General features: G+C 48.9%; 17 protein-coding genes. 5 read left to right on the forward strand and 12 right to left on the reverse strand.

The window, feature by feature from the left end; translation table 11 throughout:
* Positions 1 to 7 precede the first annotated feature (7 nt).
* From LZD49_RS03095 to LZD49_RS03105, 3 genes are read right to left on the reverse strand one after another with little or no spacing between them, the layout of a single operon-like run.
* The gene (locus LZD49_RS03095) at positions 8 to 799 is read right to left on the reverse strand and encodes a LytTR family DNA-binding domain-containing protein (protein ID WP_234665851.1); all 792 of its coding nucleotides are present in this window, start codon (positions 797 to 799) and stop codon (positions 8 to 10) included.
* The gene (locus tag LZD49_RS03100; RefSeq protein ID WP_234665852.1) at positions 796 to 1,875 is read right to left on the reverse strand and encodes a sensor histidine kinase; all 1,080 of its coding nucleotides are present in this window, start codon (positions 1,873 to 1,875) and stop codon (positions 796 to 798) included. The genes LZD49_RS03095 and LZD49_RS03100 overlap by 4 nt, the downstream gene beginning before the upstream one ends.
* The gene (locus LZD49_RS03105) at positions 1,872 to 2,957 is read right to left on the reverse strand and encodes a sensor histidine kinase (protein WP_234665853.1); all 1,086 of its coding nucleotides are present in this window, start codon (positions 2,955 to 2,957) and stop codon (positions 1,872 to 1,874) included. Before LZD49_RS03105 ends, LZD49_RS03100 begins: the two co-directional genes overlap by 4 nt.
* A 298-nt stretch (positions 2,958 to 3,255) precedes the next feature.
* Here LZD49_RS03105 and LZD49_RS03110 point away from each other — a divergent pair, with 298 nt between their 5' ends.
* Positions 3,256 to 3,690, forward strand: a complete 435-nt coding sequence (locus tag LZD49_RS03110; RefSeq protein WP_234665854.1) for a LytTR family DNA-binding domain-containing protein — start codon at positions 3,256 to 3,258, stop codon at positions 3,688 to 3,690.
* Positions 3,691 to 3,767: 77 nt separating this feature from the next.
* On the opposite strand, the gene LZD49_RS03115 is transcribed toward LZD49_RS03110, so the two are convergent.
* The 4 genes from LZD49_RS03115 to LZD49_RS03130 all read right to left on the reverse strand — a co-directional run bounded on the left by LZD49_RS03115 (position 3,768) and on the right by LZD49_RS03130 (position 7,210).
* The gene (locus tag LZD49_RS03115) at positions 3,768 to 4,757 is read right to left on the reverse strand and encodes a beta-ketoacyl-ACP synthase III (protein WP_234665855.1); all 990 of its coding nucleotides are present in this window, start codon (positions 4,755 to 4,757) and stop codon (positions 3,768 to 3,770) included.
* A 132-nt stretch (positions 4,758 to 4,889) separates the two neighbouring features.
* On the reverse strand, positions 4,890 to 5,648 hold the full coding sequence (locus LZD49_RS03120) for an OmpA family protein (RefSeq protein WP_234665856.1): 759 nt from the start codon (positions 5,646 to 5,648) through the stop codon (positions 4,890 to 4,892).
* A gap of 104 nt (positions 5,649 to 5,752) precedes the next feature.
* On the reverse strand, positions 5,753 to 6,757 hold the full coding sequence (locus LZD49_RS03125; protein ID WP_234665857.1) for a TonB family protein: 1,005 nt from the start codon (positions 6,755 to 6,757) through the stop codon (positions 5,753 to 5,755).
* A 246-nt stretch (positions 6,758 to 7,003) separates the two neighbouring features.
* The gene (locus LZD49_RS03130) at positions 7,004 to 7,210 is read right to left on the reverse strand and encodes a hypothetical protein (RefSeq protein ID WP_234665858.1); all 207 of its coding nucleotides are present in this window, start codon (positions 7,208 to 7,210) and stop codon (positions 7,004 to 7,006) included.
* A 143-nt stretch (positions 7,211 to 7,353) separates the two neighbouring features.
* Here LZD49_RS03130 and LZD49_RS03135 point away from each other — a divergent pair, with 143 nt between their 5' ends.
* Positions 7,354 to 7,827 (forward strand): GNAT family N-acetyltransferase, encoded by a 474-nt coding sequence (locus LZD49_RS03135; protein ID WP_234665859.1) that lies wholly within the window; start codon positions 7,354 to 7,356, stop codon positions 7,825 to 7,827.
* Positions 7,828 to 7,840: 13 nt separating this feature from the next.
* Here LZD49_RS03135 and LZD49_RS03140 read toward each other — a convergent pair whose 3' ends face one another.
* Together LZD49_RS03140 and LZD49_RS03145 are read right to left on the reverse strand one after the other, a co-directional pair.
* Positions 7,841 to 7,990: a hypothetical protein gene (locus tag LZD49_RS03140; RefSeq protein ID WP_234665860.1), complete on the reverse strand. Its 150-nt coding sequence runs from the start codon at positions 7,988 to 7,990 to the stop codon at positions 7,841 to 7,843.
* Between the two features lie 87 nt (positions 7,991 to 8,077).
* A complete protein-coding gene (locus tag LZD49_RS03145) occupies positions 8,078 to 8,830 on the reverse strand; it encodes an SDR family NAD(P)-dependent oxidoreductase (RefSeq protein WP_234665861.1) in 753 nt (250 codons plus the stop codon).
* A gap of 103 nt (positions 8,831 to 8,933) precedes the next feature.
* On the opposite strand from LZD49_RS03145, the gene LZD49_RS03150 reads away from it, so the two are divergent.
* Positions 8,934 to 9,302, forward strand: coding sequence for a helix-turn-helix domain-containing protein (locus LZD49_RS03150; protein WP_234665862.1), 369 nt, complete (start codon positions 8,934 to 8,936; stop codon positions 9,300 to 9,302).
* A gap of 5 nt (positions 9,303 to 9,307) precedes the next feature.
* Here LZD49_RS03150 and LZD49_RS03155 read toward each other — a convergent pair whose 3' ends face one another.
* Together LZD49_RS03155 and LZD49_RS03160 are read right to left on the reverse strand one after the other, a co-directional pair.
* Positions 9,308 to 9,937 carry a response regulator transcription factor gene (locus tag LZD49_RS03155; RefSeq protein WP_234665863.1) on the reverse strand — a complete coding sequence of 210 codons (630 nt, stop codon included), beginning with the start codon at positions 9,935 to 9,937 and terminating at the stop codon, positions 9,308 to 9,310.
* A complete protein-coding gene (locus LZD49_RS03160) occupies positions 9,934 to 13,020 on the reverse strand; it encodes an ATP-binding protein (RefSeq protein ID WP_234665864.1) in 3,087 nt (1,028 codons plus the stop codon). Before LZD49_RS03160 ends, LZD49_RS03155 begins: the two co-directional genes overlap by 4 nt.
* A gap of 285 nt (positions 13,021 to 13,305) precedes the next feature.
* Here LZD49_RS03160 and LZD49_RS03165 point away from each other — a divergent pair, with 285 nt between their 5' ends.
* Positions 13,306 to 14,229: an AraC family transcriptional regulator gene (locus LZD49_RS03165; protein WP_234665865.1), complete on the forward strand. Its 924-nt coding sequence runs from the start codon at positions 13,306 to 13,308 to the stop codon at positions 14,227 to 14,229.
* A 112-nt stretch (positions 14,230 to 14,341) separates the two neighbouring features.
* The gene (locus LZD49_RS03170; RefSeq protein WP_234665866.1) at positions 14,342 to 15,925 is read left to right on the forward strand and encodes a glycoside hydrolase family 28 protein; all 1,584 of its coding nucleotides are present in this window, start codon (positions 14,342 to 14,344) and stop codon (positions 15,923 to 15,925) included.
* A 5-nt stretch (positions 15,926 to 15,930) separates the two neighbouring features.
* Here LZD49_RS03170 and LZD49_RS03175 read toward each other — a convergent pair whose 3' ends face one another.
* Positions 15,931 to 16,953 carry an alpha/beta fold hydrolase gene (locus LZD49_RS03175; protein ID WP_234665867.1) on the reverse strand — a complete coding sequence of 341 codons (1,023 nt, stop codon included), beginning with the start codon at positions 16,951 to 16,953 and terminating at the stop codon, positions 15,931 to 15,933.
* Positions 16,954 to 16,980 lie beyond the last annotated feature (27 nt).

The following is a 16,980-nucleotide window of genomic DNA, read 5'->3' on the forward strand; positions in this document are numbered from 1 at the left end:
CCCTTTTTTACTTACCCATCCAGATCTTAAAATCGTTGGCCCTTTCGCGACTGACAATCGTTTCCTTGTCCAATTCCGGGTGCAGTACCAGTGCAAGCCGGTGATTGTAATAAGGCTGCATTTGCGCCACAGCCTGGTGCGTGACGATCAATGCACGATTTACGCGAAAAAACTTATCGGGATCCAGAAACTCATCCAGCTCATCCATTTTGTAATCCACGACAAATTTTTGTCCCTGGTGGTTTTTGAAAAACGTCAGGCCGCCATCGATGAAGAAATAAGCGATTTCGGAAGTCTCAACCGAGAATAGCCTTGCCCCCTGCTTAACCAGAAAACGTTTGCGGTACTCGCGCGCGGGTGTCTGGATATGAAGGCTTTTTAAAATTGCTTCCAGATTAATCTGTGTTGCGGGTATGGTATTCCGCGCGGAGGTCAGATCGTAATACTTGCGGATCGCGCGTTGCAGATCTTCGTTTTGAACCGGTTTCAGCAAATAATCGATGCTATTGACCTTGAATGCCTGTAATGCATATTCGTCGTAGGAAGTGGTGAAAATGACGGTGCTTTTGATTTCGGTCCGGTTGAATATCTCGAAACTTTGCCCATCGGCCAGCTCGATATCCATAAAAATAATATCGGGCTCAGGGCCACCATTCGCGCGGTTTTCGGTGATCCATTCCACGGTGGCAGCAATACTGGGCGTGATTCCATTCACTTCGAGCTCCGGGGCGGTTTCTTCCAGCAATTTGGTCAGCTTACGCACGGCCAGCTTTTCATCTTCAACAATTAAAATATTCATACACTTACGGTTTTTAACGTGATGAGCGGGAGGATTACCCTGAAATGATGTTCGTCGTTATCGATCACAGGCAAGCGGTCGGAAAGCAGCTCGTATTTGGCCATGATATTGGGCAATCCCAGCCCCGTCGATTTCACCGGTGTGGATTTGACAATGCGGTTGTTGCTGATTTCCAGCAGGTCGTTCCCGACCGAACGGATCGTCACCCGCAAAGGATTGGATTCAAGGGTACTATTATGTTTCACAGCATTTTCCAAAAGCAGCTGCAAGGTTAGCGGAGGAATTGTTTTTTCTAGATCGGCATCGCTGACATCGATCAGCAAATCGAAGCCGGTGTCGTAGCGCGTCCGTAAAAGGTGGTTATACGAGCGGATAAAGCGAATTTCCGCCGAAAGTGACGTCAGTTCGTGTTGATTCGTTTGCAGCAAATAGCGGTAGACCCTGGCCATCTCATCTACAAACTGCTCGGCCCGTTTCGGCTCGTCGGCAATCAGCGCCGACAGGGTGTTGAGGCTATTGAATAGAAAATGTGGATTGACCTGGCTTTTCAGGCTCTGCAACTGTCCCTGCATGCCGGCGCGTTTGATTGCCTCCTTGTTCATTTGCAGGGACTTCCATTTGTTCAACGAATAATTGATTTCATAGAGCCCCGTCAACAGGATCACCGCCACGAGTTCAAAGAGGTACACATTGATCATCGTCTGACCGTCGAGCATGGCATCGAACGGTTTGAATTTCATAATGAAGATCATGTAGGAAGTGATATAAACGAAGGTCAGCAGCCCGAATGCAAGGGCCGTGAGCGCACTTCTTTTGATCGTGGAGTCGAGGGACGGATATTTCAGGGCAATGTACCGGGCCGCCCAGTCGTGCGGAACGAATGCGAGGATCGTCATCAGGAAGATCATCAGCGTGCCACCCGCGAAATTGTAAAGGTTGTCCAGATAGGGTTCGCCAATGAGCAAATAGCTGATGGTAGGAACAAACCAGGGTACAAGCAAGGTGAACATCCATCTGCCGAAAAGGCTCAGCCATATCTGCCGGCCGATTCTGTTGTATGTCAGGTGAGCGTTCATGTAAATATTAATGGCAGGATTATCGAGAAATGTCGTTCGTCTTCCTTCAACTGGACAGCGCCCGCGCGGTTGAAAAGTAGTTTATATTTGGTGGCCAGCGCGTTGATGCCGGGTGTTTCGAGCGGCATATTGAGCACTTTGGGCTGGCGATTGTGCCTGAATTCCAGTTGGCCGGTATCGGTGGTCGAGATGCTGATATGAAGCGGCCGGGTGGGAGAAACCATGTTGTAATGGATGGCATGGTCGGTCAGGATCTGGAATGTAAGCGGTACCATGTGGCCGGCCAAAAACACTTCCTTCACATCTAGTGTAATGCCGATCCCACTTTCAAAACGGGTTTCGAGCAGATAAATGTAGGATTTTAAAAAACGCAGCTCCGAATCGAGCGTCACCAAAATGTCTTCTTTGTCGGGCCCGTTGATGCTCAGTTGGTAACGATATACTTTCGACATTTCGTCCACGAATTTCTCGGCCGTGGCAGGCGCGTCGGCGATCAGTACCGAGAGGGAGTTAAGACAATTGAACAAAAAATGCGGATTGACCTGCTGTTTGACGGCATCCAGCTCGGTTTGCAGCTGCTTTTCCTGCATCTGTTCCACCTCGGCCTGGTTGCTACGCCATTGTCGAAAAGCGTAGGTAAGTTCAGTCAACCCAGCACAGATGAGCGATCCGCTTAAAATAAAGAAGCTTACACGCAGCGCCCAAGAAAGATCAAATCCAGTCCCGGTAAGGCCAGCCTGATAATAAAGCGGCAGCGCTACCCAGAACAATGCTACATTGACAATTCCATAAACGCCAAACCACAGCGCGACCCGGTAGATAGACTGTTCGGTATCCGGTAAAAATCCCGTAATCCGCAGCGACAGGGCCACATTGACACGGTAGGCAGTCCAGATGGCGGCCAAGTTGATCGCGCTCCCCGTCAGGAACCTGGGACTGTCGGCAAAATAACGTCCCTGCCAAAGCCCGAGGCCCGCCAACAGGGTCGCCACCGAGAGAATCAACGCCGATGTGGTAACGCTCAATTGTTTACGGCCGATTTTTGTGATATAACCTTCAAGGGCCATGATGGGTATTTTCATTTCGCGTAAAAATAGAACGGGTTCGATCCAATCGGAAACCGGGCTGTGGTCAAACGTCGTATTTGTAGGCCAAATCATCGCAAAATGTGGCGAAGCCTTTATTAAGCCCGCAAAATGACCATTATCGATGTTCGAACGGTTGTTTCAGTTTACCCCCCGTTTTAGCGTATTCATGAGGTGAAAGTTACAATTCACCCGGTTTACTGTTTCCCAGGTCTTATGGATATGCCAAATTTGTATCACCGGTTCGGAATTAAGAGCCGCTCAGTTAGCCATGTAAATCAATTTAATAACAGCCATGAAAGTAAACAATGCAATGCCTGATCAATCCATGAAAAATCAATCCGTCCTTTCACCCATGAAAAACCTGTCCATCATGTCGTCGGGAGTTGCCGGCGAAACCAAGAACGTTCCTGCTATTACCGTTTACAAGTTCGGTAAAGCAATTTCCGTTAAATCCAGCGACATCACTTGCCTGGAAGGTGTCGGAAATTACACATTCGTGTACACCCGTCATGAAAAGCATCTGGTTTCTAAATGCCTGAAAGAAGTACAGGATGAACTAAGCAGCGACTTTTTGCGCATCCATAAATCATACAGCATCAATGCGCGCCACATTACTTCCCGCTGGCCTGATTACATTCATCTGAGCTGCGGCAAAGTGATCCCCATCGCACGGAGACGTGTTCGTGAAACCCACGAGATCCTGGGCAGAATGGCGCTTTCGGCGTAGTTAATGCATAAAAACAATCGGTCGGAATAGGTTACGCGTTTGTAATCCTCTTCCGACCGATTGCTTTTATACAGTCCTTAATAAGCCCACTTTACGTAAGCCGAAGCCCAGGTGAAACCGGCCCCGAATGCGGAGAATATCAGACTATCGCCCTTTTTGAGCTGTTTTTCATAATCCCAAAGGCACAGCGGAATAGTAGCCGCCGTGGTGTTGCCATAATGCGCAATGTTCATCATCACCTTGTCCATGCCTATGCCCATGCGGTTGGCGGTTGCCTCAATGATGCGGCGGTTGGCCTGGTGCGGCACCAGCCAGGCTATATCGTCGTGGCTGAGTCCGTTTCGTTCCATCATTTCGGCCGATACATCCGCCATATTCCGCACCGCCGACTTGAATACTTGTTGGCCTTCCTGATGCAGGAAATGCATGCGGGCATCTACCGTTTCGTAGCTGGCCGGGAAACGGCTGCCCCCGCCACGCTGAACCAGGTGGTTATATCCTTCGCCATCCGAACGGATGAGCGTATCGATCACCCCGTTGCCTTCGGTATTAGGTTCGAGCAAAACAGCGCCCGCGCCGTCACCGAAAAGAATGCAGGTACGGCGGTCGGTATAATCCATTACGGCCGACATCTTGTCGGTACCCACGATCACCACCTTTTTGTACTTACCCGTTTCGATAAACTGTGAGCCGAGTTCGAGCGCATAGATAAAGCCGGAGCAGGCGGCATTCACATCGAAGCTGCCAATATTGCGTATTCCCAGTTGAGCGCAAATCAGGTTGGCTGTGCTGGGGAAAACGAAATCAGGGGTAATGGTGGCGCAAATGAGAAGGTCGATTTCAGCGGGATCGGTGTTGGTTTTTTCCAGGAGGTTTTTAACGGCTTTTGCGCCCATATGCGAACTACCGAGTCCGGGTTCTTTCAGGATGCGGCGTTCTTTGATGCCGGTCCTGCTCACGATCCATTCGTCGCTGGTATCAACGAGTGTCTCCAATTCGGCGTTTGTAAGAATGTAGTCGGGTACATATCCTTCGATGCCTGAAATGGAGGCTTTTACTTGTTTCATATTTTAATTTTGTACTGGTAAATTTCGCTATCAGGGCAATGTTTTGCCATCAACAACAAATATGCATCACAAAAGTGCTCATTTCGCCACCTTTCAATGGATTTTTTGGGAAGTTAATTTTAAAAAGAAAATCTAGGGGACTATCTTGATTTCGACGCGCCGGTTAAGCCGCCGGTTTGCCTCGCAGTCGTTCGGAGCAATGGGGAGGTCGCTGCCGAAACCTTTTCCACGAATGCGGTCGGTGGTAATATTTCGCGACAGCAGGTATTTTTTGACCACATCCACTCGGTCAAAAGAGAGTAGCACGTTTTTGAATGGATCACCGACGTCGTCGGTATGACCGGTTAGTTCAATCCGCGACGTACTATTCCTTACAAGGTAATCTGCCAATATTTCGAGCTCATAACCGCTTTCCGGAAGAATTTCGGCTTCGCTTTGCGGGAAATGAAGCACGGCGGTGATCTCGTCCGCGAGCAAAGGCCTGCCCGGATCGATCAAAGGTCTGAAATCACTGGCTTTTGCGTTTTCTACCGGTGTTAGATAAATGACACGTGTGGTGTTCAGTTTGCTCGCCGCTACGATTTCCGAAAGCATATGATAGCCATTTGCATATATCGAGATGACCGAAGTGTCTTTTGCGGCGATTTTAAATTGGTAAACCCCATTCTCTACCCGCGGCGTCACGGGATTTTCCGGTCGTTTTCCGACGACCATAACGGTTGCATGAACAGGTTTCAGCGTGAATTTATCGAGGACGCGGATCGCAATGCGCGTTGTTCGAATGATCGGTCTCGATGATTTTGAACTTGCCGTCGCATCAACCGCGTGCTGACCTGTTGCGGGGATATATACCGCGAAGAAAAGAAGGGTTATAGCTGTAAAAGTTTTCATTCAAGCTTCGGTTAGGTTTGAACAATGGCATTCTACAAGCGGAATGGGGTGTTATAAGTAGCTGTAACCTTATAATGAAAAGATATACTATATGAGTGAATTCGTCAAGGCAAAGGTTTGAGTTTCAATTGGAGCGGTACATACACCGGCCGTTTTACAAATCCATAACCGTAAAATTGAAAATGGGTCTGTGGGGGTTGGAGCGCCGATAAATCCACCGATGGGCGTTGGAAGAGCTTTTTAAAAGTATCTTTCAGCAAAAAGGGCGCTTTCAAAGGTTCCAGCCGCATTCTCTTGCTGAACAGCTTGGGGACGTCTTCCCTGACACCCAGCGGCAGTTTTTCGATTTCGGGGTCAAAAAGGATGCTGATCGTATACCACACTGCGATCGGTTTGCCGTCTTTTTGCGCTGGTGTCCATTTGGGCATGATCCTGACAAGGCGGAGCGCCTCCTCTTCCAGCTCGGCACCAGGGCTTTTGATGATCCTGCCACTGCTGACATTGCCGTCCTCATCAAGTAAAAACGAGACCTGCACTGAGCCTTGTACGCCCGCTTCCAGTGCTTCATCGGGGTATTCCAGATTATTGGCCAGGAATTTGTTCATCGCTTTATACCCGCCCATAAAGTAGGGCCAGCGGTCCGGGCGCATCAGGGAGCTGCTTTCGCCTCCCTGACTCAATTCAGTATCCTTCTTTGAAGGCCTATTCTGATTTTTTGAGCGTGCCGCAGATAGCTGTGGCCTGGGTTTCAATATAATAACATATTCATTGGCCGACTTCACAATCGGCATTTGACGTGGTTCGAAATCGGGGTGTTTGATCACCAGCGTTCCGCTCAACGGAGCATCCGCTATTTCAAAGCTACCCGATAGATTGCTCACGGTGCCGCGCTCAGATCCTGCTATCAACACGGCTGCATTGCTCACCGGTCGCGAGGACTCATCGGTTATCCTGCCGATAATGCGGGTCGTTTGCAGGAAGGCTGGCCTGACATCGGAGGAGTCGGTACAGACGCGTATTGCCGCGGCCGTCTCATGAGCTATCACGACGGTTAATATTGCGAGGATAATGTATTGTCTGATAGGCGGTTCAGGTATTCTTGGCAGCATGATTTCTTAGTTGTTTGTTTTCGGCGATCCATCCATTCAACCACACCTTTCTGCATTAACGCTACTTGTTCAAAATTTAGGATACGCGGCTGGCCGCTAAATATCAAAATTTTTCGCTCCAATTTCCTAGCTGCTCATTTGTACTTGCCGGTTGGACATCGGAGCCCACCGATTAAGCGGTAATCACAGGGCCTTTTTTCAACAAAATTTAACACAATATGCGAATGGAAAATCAACAAACCGGCATCATTTTTTACAGTTCTCCCGCGGAATGTCAAAGTAGAGGTAATTTTCAATGAGGAGGACGTTCTGGCTGAGCCAGAAGCGCTTGGTGGAGCTGTTTGGCGTCGAAGTACCGGCAATCAGTAAACAGATGAAAAACATTTTCGCAAGCGGCGAACTGGAACTACTCGAACGTGTCTGCGAGATCAGGTCGAGTGAGCGACGGTTCAATCATTCTCATAATTGAATCTGTTACGGACGAAAGTCGAAAATCTGTATCTGTTTATGACAATATTCAGGAGCCAACTTTGCAACAGACAAGCGGAACGGGGCGAAATGCTCTGACGTTCTGTTTCAAATGAAGAATGACCCTGATGATGGAGACACCACAATTGATCATAGCCAATAGCGAGAAACATTTTGAAGAAGGGAAGTTACTGTTCCAGGAATATGCGGCTTCATTGCCGATAGACCTGGCGTTTCAGGGCTTTGCCGAGGAGCTTAAAACGGTTAGGAATCAATACGGACCACCTGCTGGGGCGCTCATTCTTGCGTATGTGGGTGAACGTGCGGTCGGCTGTGCGGGAATACGTGTCCAGGCCCCTGGAACGGCGGAACTGAAACGGATGTATGTACAAACGGAATTCCGTGGGTATCAGCTCGGGCGAATACTTCTGCGGGAATCTATTTCTCAGGCGACTAATTTGGGTTATCAGAAGATCAGGCTCGATACATTAGCGAGCATGACGGGCGCCAGAAAATTATATGAGGTATTTGGGTTTGAAGTCATACCTGCCTATTACCCCAACCCGCATGCAGATGCCATTTATATGGAGAAAACATTGTAATTTTTACTACAAACTATCGATAGCGCTTCATGAGCAGTGACAACGGCCAGAAAAGCGTGATCACAAATGCCTTGTTCCAATCTGGTTTGGCGGGGTTGATTCGGTATGCTTTCACGCAATACCATGCCAGTACAATAAGTGAAATAATGATCGCTTCGCCCATGGCTTGATGTTTGAGGTTGATATCAGGCTGTAATGTAATTCAATACAGCTTTTTATCTTAAAAATTTATACCAGCGGTAACCGCGACTCAAAAGGGATAGCGCCTCATCCCACCATCTACCACCACCGAAACGCCGGTTACATAGTTTGCGCGGGGTGAAACAAGGAAAGTGGCCATATCGGCCATATCTTGTGGCCGGCCAAAATCGCCAAGTGGTATTTCCTGGGACGCAAGAGCCTTCCGTTCATCCTCGGAAAAGTAGGGCCGGATATTGTTGGTATCGATCAAACCCGGCTGCAGCGTATTGACCCTTATGCCGTATTTCCCGACCTGTCCGGCGAGTTGTTTCGACCATATGGCCATACTCGCTTTCGCCACTGCCGACACATTGATGCTCCGGAGCTCGTAGGTGCTTGTGAGATTGAGGATTACGCCATGGCGACGGTCGATCATGTGGGGCAAAAGTGCCTGCGTAAGCTGCCGGGGCCGGTCGAAATCGAGTGCGGTGGATTCCTCCCAAGGTTTTTCGGGACCGGTAATATCCACAGGGCGGCTTTGACCGACATTGTTGATCAGGATGTCAACATGGTCAAGTGCAGCCAGAGCGGCCTCTGCGATACGCTGTGGAGCTTCGGTTGCGAGAAAGTCCTGTATGAATATCATCACTTCAAGTCCTGTTTCCGCTTTGACTTCTTCGCGAAGACTATCTAGCAGTAATTCATTACGGGCCGTTGCAAAAACGCTCACGCCTTCTCTGGCCAATTCCATTACAATCGCCCGACCGATACCTTGGCTGGCACCGGTCACCACAGCAGTTTTTCCTTTTAAATGCAAATCCATGAATGTGATCCTAATGTGTCTAAAACGGGTTGCAAACATAGCCGGAAGCATCTAAATTTGAGCGCAAACAACCAATTGTGGGGTACTAACAAAAGTGTAAGTAATGGCTGTCAGAAAAGAAAATTCAACCTACACCAGTAACGAGAAGTTTATCATTGAATGCGATCTTACGTACGCGGTCAACAAGATCGGCGGGAGGTGGAAGATTTTGATAATCAGTAAATTGGAAAAAGGGAAAATGCGTTTCGGGGAATTGAAAAAGGAATTTCCATACATTACCGAGCGCATGCTCACGCTGCAATTACGCGCCCTGGAACAGGATGGGCTTGTAAAACGCACGGTGTATGCCGAGGTACCGCCTCGCGTGGAATACGAACTCACCGAAATGGCACAGGCATTTGGCCCGATCTTTCAGCAGCTCAGCGAATGGGGAGGAAAGCACCGGAAGCTTTCAGGCCCGGAACCGACGTAGTACATTCAGTTGAGCTTATATGCATCGGCCAATTGCACCAATGCTTTGCGGTCGGGGATATTGAGTTTCTCAAAAATGCGGCGACGGAATGTGTTTACGGAGGTGTATTGTAGTTGCATCAATTTGCTGATCTGCGTGATGGTGTAATCCTGTATAATGTACATCGCCACCTGAAACTCCCGAGGCGTGAGTTCGTCGAAAGGATTCACTGCCTTGCGAATGAGCGCGTCGCGTACAATGATATCCGCGAGATCGGCGCTCATGTATTTTTTTCCGGAAAGAACCACATTGACCGCCCTTATCAGATCGTCGGGCGATGCATCTTTTTCGATATAGCCATGCGCACCCATTTGCAGTGCTCTTTTACCAAAAATCGTCTCATTATTCATCGACACGATCAGTACTCTTGTATCGGGGCAAAAGTTTCTGATCCAATGCAACGTTGTGCCGGGATCACTGTCGGGCATGCTCAGATCCAGCAGCACGAGGTCATAAGTACTATCTTTCAGCCTCGCCATAACCGACTGCCCATCCCAGCTTTCGTCAATTTCCACGTCGGCAAAGTGGTTTAACAATGCAACTTTCAGTCCGTACCGGACCAGCGAATGATCGTCGGCGATCAATATTTTTTTCATAACGTGGTAAGGTTGGACGGAGTTATGTCGGTCAGTAAAGCTTCTTCGGTGTCCGTCTTACCCGTAAGCCGACCGGTAATCGTCACGGTCGTTCCTTTTCCCACGATACTTTTTACGTCCAGTTTACAATCGAGCCGAGCCACAAAGTCGATAATGATCTGGTAACCCAGTCGACTGCTTTGCTCGATACCGGCAGTCGTCAGTACATGCCCGATGCGCCGGTTGATCTTGCTCAGATCAGCGGGAGAAATACCGCCGCCATTGTCGGTGACCGAAAGCCTCAGGTATTTTTCGTCCAATTTGTCGAGTTCTACGGTAATGCGCCCACCGGAAGTGTGCTTGTTGGAATTGTCGATCAAATTACGGATCACCGCTTTCAGGATTTCACGATTGGTAAAAAGGTGCCATTGCCCGGGGTTGACAAATTCCAGGGTATTATTTTTGAAATGAAGCATTTCCTTGAAGAATTCCCGCAGCTCGTCAGCAAGGTCATCGAATGGAAACGGACGCTTGCTTAGTTGAAACCCTTCCTGTTGCGATTTCGTCCAAAGATTGATTTCCTTAATAAAAGCGTGAATGTTCGTAGCGGCCTTTCTGATCTCGGTCATCCCGGTAATAACCTCGTCAAGGCGGTTTTTTTCGAGCGAGTCCGCCACGTGGTCGGATAGCAGATTCAGGAAATGCAGGGGCGATTGGAGGTCATGCGCAAGTAGCAATGTGATCTTTTCTTTCAAGCGGTTGCTGTATTCGAGCTGTATGGTGCGTTCCCGTACCTGGGCTTCCAGCTGTTTTTTTTGAAGCGTAAGATAATGATACCGCAGTTTGACGACCAGATAAAACGAGAAAACAAGGAGCGCAAAACTAAAAGCGGTAAAATACCAGGTCTGGTACCAAAAAGGCTTTATAGTGAAATTTTTGGTCAGCAACCCTACATTAGCCGCTCCGAATCCTGTCTTTTTCCTGACTTGCAGTACATAATCGCCATAATCCAACCGGTTGAGCGTAATGGTCAGGCTATTATTCACCCTATACCATTCGTCGTCCAGGCCCTTGATATTGTATTCCAGAACCTGATTCTCCGGTAAACCGAAATAGGGCGAGGCAAGCAAAACCTCAATGCGATTGAAAGAAGGTGTGAGCTCCAAATCGGTACTCAACGGCTGCTCTTTCCCATCCACAATAAACTTGTCGATCAGGATCCGCGAATCGGGAAGAATGTCCGTTAAGCTGTCGGGATACACCTGAACCAAGCCATCCATCGAGGGAAAGGAGAACTTCCCATCCGGAAAAATGACTGCCGACGGGTCGCAGCCGCCATTGAACTCATTATTGCCAAAGCCGTTGCTTTTGTCGTAATAGTAGTAGAAAACGTGGGTGGTTTTATGGTCGAGGTAGTCGTAAAGATCCTGCATTTTGCATTTGAAAAGCCCATGATTTGTGCTCATCCAGAGAAACCCTCTGTTGTCTTCCAAAAACGTGTGCACGACCAGCAAATAACCATTCCGGTCCAGCGGCAGCGCGGTTGCTCTGCCATTCCGGACTGCATAAAAGCCTTGTCCGTAAGTGCCTGCCCAGAGTGTGCGCCGTTTGTCGGAATAGAATACCCTGATTTCTTTTCCTTTCAAATCGGAAAGCTCTTTTAAACTGGAATTTTGGGTATTCAACAGATACGCGCCATGCCCGTCGGAGGTCCAGAAATGCGAATTATCAATCGGCAGAAATGACTTAATCCCTTTTTCAAGCTTGATCCACTGGATCGAGTCTCCGGAAATTCTGCCCAGTTTGCCCGACATTAAGCTGAGCCAGATAGTCCCGTCGGTTGTCTGGGCAAACTTTGCTACCTCTCGTTCGGCATTGAATTTTCTGACCAACTTCAAATCGGCTGTGCGCTGCTCCACCTTTTTCCCCGGCGTGTTTATCCAAACGTATCCCTGTTTGTCGACCAGGATGCCGCTCCGCGCAACGAGGGGGAACGGCTCGCCAGTGACCGTGCCGTTTGGCAGGATCGCGCCGGGTTCGGTAAGTAGTCCATTGTTTCGATACAGGTGCTGGCTGTAAAAATTGTTGTTCGTACCAGGGATCCGAACGGTTTTGAATTGTTTCTTTTTAAAAACATAAAGTCCGCCGGTTCCCGTGCCGATCATGTGAATGCCGGATTCGGGGATGTTCAGATAGCAATATATACTACCCAAATCCGCTGTTTTCAGAACAGGTTTGCAAATGAGTGCGCCAGTTGTCGACGGCCGTCGATCCGTCGATCCGGCCGTCGGCAGTAGTTCATAGAATGTATTTGCATTATGCAGGAAAAGTCTTTTCCCTTGCTGGTAAAAATGCGATGGGCCACGAAATCCCTTTTTGTCCGGGCTGGTTATTCCGAAAGAAACCGCCTGTTCGCGACCCGAGGAATCGATACAGGCCAGCTGTTTTTTATCATTGAAGAAATAGATCCGACCATTCAAAACGCCCGCATTGTTGTAAGACATTGCCGAACTATTTTCGAATGTTTTTGAAAAGACTATCCTTTTCTGAGAAAGGTAAAACAATAAGTTATCACCAATCCTCAAAAAACCGTCGCCCGGAGCTCCGATTTGCTGATATATGATTCCCGTCGCAAATGGCGCAAAGAGCGATTCGATACGGTGGCGGTCCTGTGGGTGAAGGTTACGAATGACATCGAGCTGCTTTTCCCGCGATTGCAGGATCACATACCTGTTCCGAATGTGCGGATTTAGCACAAAAGGCTGATTGTTTTGGTCAAACGAAAATACCTTGAAGCTTGTGTCTTTAAAATAAATGGTGCTGTCGCCCGTCAGCCCAAGTTCAATAATCCGGTTACTGGTAAGCTGAGGCACATTGCTGAGGTTGAAGGTCACAAACCGCATGCCGTCAAACCGAACCAGGCCGCCCTGTGTGGTCATCCAGATAAAACCGTTTTTATCCTTTTGCAATTGCATGACGCTATTTTGCGGGAGGCCATTGTCGCTGGTGTAATGCTGCTCAGTGAAGTCGGCTATTTCCTGACTAAACACATGGCCCGCAATTGTAAGAAATAAAAGAAATGAGAAAATCGGGGTGATATTCATGATGCGTTGACGAAACCTGGGAATTGATCACTCAACATACTTTTTGGCCAAGGTAAGCTCCGTGTCCGAGGCCAAATACAGTCGGAATAGTGCCGTCAAACTTCGGCAATGTAACCGCACTTTCGCCGACAACAGGTAACGCTAAATAGGTAATTGTAACTATCGTGTAGAAAACAGTAAAGAATTGTTTCATAGGATAGGAATGTCAAGCGTAGGTATAGTACTACAAATTACGCAATTTATTACAAATTCTACTTATTGTAGGGTTTTCTTTACTTTTGAAATATGGAGCGTAATCTGATTGTCAGGGATCTGTCCGAGCTATACGAAACGATGGGACTGCCTGTCGATCCGGTGGATGCGTCTTCGGGGCTTACGGTGCATTATCTGCAACAAACCTTCACGCAATTCCCGTTTACATCCGTTCCGTTCCGGCCCAATTATTTCAGTTTTCTGTTCATCCGCGAGGCATTTGGTAAGTATACGATCGACGATCAGACTTTCGAGGTCAGGCCTGGCACTGTTTATTTTACTAATCCCGGCAACTATCGCATATTTGAGTGGTACGACATCAAGGACACTTGTCTGATCACTTTTAATGAAGCCTTTTTGAAGGAAAACGTGCACGAAGACGTGTACCGGGACTTTTCATTTCTGCTAACTGAAACCGTGGAGCCCAGCGTATTAACCGACGAGCAGTTTCAGGTGGTAAAGCGGCTTTATGAGCAAATCCACAATGAGCATCGCGGAGACTCGCCTTACAAAAACCGGATTATCGGGAGCCTGATGGTGGTCTTGCTTTTAAAGATCAAAGAATACTTTTTCCAGAATTATAATCCCATTTATGAGGGTAACCGGAGTTCGCAGATTGTAAAAGCCTTTAAACGAAACCTGGAACAGCATTTCCGCGACCTGATCAATGGGAAAGTGGAAACGCATCTTCGTGTGCAGGATTACGCGGATATGCAATCCCTGCACGTCAACTATTTGTCCAGCGTAATCAGCAGTAAAACCGGTAAATCGGTGAGCACCTGGATCGCCGATAAAACCATAGCGGAAGCCAAAGTAATGCTTCAGAATCCGGCATTATCGATCAAGGAAATCGCTATTAAACTGGGATTTCTGGAAGCGCCCCATTTTAGTAACTACTTCAAAAAGAATACTTCACAAAGCCCGGCCGAATACAGGAAATTGCAGGTGACGTCGTGATTAGCCACGAAACCCGACGATTTCGACTCCAATAAATGCAAGCTTTTAAGAGTAGTTGCAAGCATTGGTCGTCTTCCCCGAAAACAGTGATTTTGGGTAAAGACATTTGATCATGAAGCGCACCGGATTTTCCATATTACTCCTATTAATTACGATTGTTTGCGGAAATGCTTTCAGTTACGGGCAATCGCCGGGCGAGCTTGAAAAACAGGTCCCGACTGTTGCTGATGTTGGCGCGGATAAGCTCCCGCCGGAGATTGCTCCGGTGAAAGCTCCGTTTCCAATGCCGGCTTTCAAAAAGCCGGTCTTCCCGCCATTAACCATTAAGATCACTGAAAAGGGGGCGAGGGAAGGTATAATGGTAACGAAAGCTATACAGGCAGCAATCGACGAGATGAGCAAAAAGAAGGGCGGCAATGTGGTTGTGCCGAAAGGGATCTGGAAAACCGGGCGTATCAGTTTGAAGAGCAACGTAAACCTGCATATCAGCGAAGGCGCGGAACTGCATTTCAGTGGGGAGATCGAAGATTACCTTCCAGCGGTGTTTACCCGGAATGAAGGTGTCGAACTGATGTCGCTGGGCGCATTGATTTATGCTAACGGACAGGAAAATATAGCGATAACGGGCAAAGGTAAGCTAGTTGGGCCGCCCGACGGCCCGGTGAGGAGACGGTTCATGACGGTCGACGTGATCGAAAAGGTTGTACCCGCGGATAAGCCGGTGCGTGAGAGGGTTTACGAAGGCAAGAATGGTGGTTTCATATTCCCGCCGATGTTCATTTCGCCCATTGATTGTAAAAAAGTTTATATCGAGGGCATCACCCTCGAAAATACGCCTTTCTGGAATGTAGTGCCGGTGTATTGCGACCATGTCATTATCCGGGGCATTACCGTCCGGTCGGTAGGTATTCCGAGGGGTGATGGCATTGATATCGAATCATCGCGGAACGTGCTTGTCGAATATTGTACACTGAGCAGTGGCGATGATTGCTTTACCATTAAGGCCGGACGAGGAGAGGATGGGGTGCGCGTCAACAAGCCGACCGAGCATGTCGTGATACGCTATTGCCTCGCACGCGAGGGGCACGGGGGCATTACCTGCGGAAGCGAGACGGCCGGGATGATCCGCAATCTGTATGTTCACGACTGCGTGTTCGATGATACCGATACGGGATTGCGTTTTAAAACCCGTCGCTCACGTGCCGGGGGCGGGGATAACCTTACTTATGAGCGCATACGCATGAACCTCCGTGGCGATGCCATCAAATTCGACATGCTGGGGAGCCGGCAATATGTTGGCGAGCTCGCCGACCGCCTCCCTGCCAGACCGGTGGACAGGCTCACACCCGCATACCGCAACATCACCGCAAGAAACATCGTCATTGAAAAGGCCCGCACATTCGTGGACATTACCGGCATTCCCGAGTCACCCGCCACCAACCTGCTCATCGAAAATGCGAAGGTCAACGCGCGGTCAGCATTCAAAGCGAGTGATGCGACCGGCGTGACGCTCCGGAATGTTTCTGTTACCACGAGGGATTCACTGCTGCGCGGGCTGGATATTCAAAATGTGCTTTTTGAAAAAGTAACATTTGATGTGCCTGGAAACCGGTATTTTACCGATTTCTCGGGCGACGGATCGAAAAATATCCGATTTGTAGACTGCCGGCCCGCTCAACCGGAGAGCCGGCAGTGAACCACCTATTTAGCGAAACCGTCCGCCTCGATAATGGCATCTGCAAATGCGCGTGGTGCCTCCTGCGGCAGGTTATGGCCCGCACCTTTGATGACATGGTGCACATGTTTGCCGCTGAACTTCTTCGCAAATGCCGAGCCGTCGCCCGCGGGAACGACGCCGTCCGAGTCGCCATCGAGGGTGACGGTAGGTATGGAAATGACCGGTGCGGCCGCAAGTTTTTGTTCTATCTCATCATATTGTTCTTCACCCGGTTCGAGGCTCAGGCGCCAGCGATAATTGTGGATTACAATGGCGGCATAGTCCGGGTTTTTGAATGACGCAGCCGAGCGATCGTAAGTAGCCTGGTCGAAGGCCCATTTGGGTGAGATGTTCTTCCAGATTAGTTTATTGAACTCGTACCAGTTGGCTGTATAGCCATTTTTGCCACGGTCGGTGGCGAAATAGTATTGATACCACCAACCCCATTCGGCGGTAGGGGATAGCGGCTTCTGGTTTCTTTCCAGGTTATTAATGAGATACCCGTTAACCGACACCATGGCTTTGCAGCGTTCAGGCCAGAGGGCGGCAATGATATTCGCCGTACGCGCACCCCAGTCGAAGCCGCCTATTACAGCCTTTTTAATATGTAGCGCATCCATCAATGCCAGAATGTCCGCTGCCACAGCCGCTTGCTGGCCGTTGCGGAGGGTTTTGTCGGATAAAAATCGCGTACTGCCGTGGCCCCGCAAATGGGGAACGATCACGCGATAGCCCGCCTCGCCAAGCAATGCGGCCGTTTCGGCAAAACTGTGGATATCGTAAGGCCAGCCATGCAGCAATATCACGGGTTGGCCATCGGCTGGGCCGGTTTCCGCATAGCCGATATTGAGCACACCGGCTTCTATTTGCTTAATGTTCTCGAAAGTATTTGTCGCATGCTGTCCGCTATCGGCCCAGGCTTTGAAAGGAATGATTTGTGCTAATGCGAATGTCAGCGAAGCGAAGCCCAGGAAGCTGCGGCGGCTGTAAGTGTCGGTATTTTTCATGATCTGCGGTATTTAAATCACTTTTTT

It is taken from the genome of Dyadobacter sp. CY261 (assembly GCF_021440085.1).
Classification (GTDB): domain Bacteria; phylum Bacteroidota; class Bacteroidia; order Cytophagales; family Spirosomataceae; genus Dyadobacter.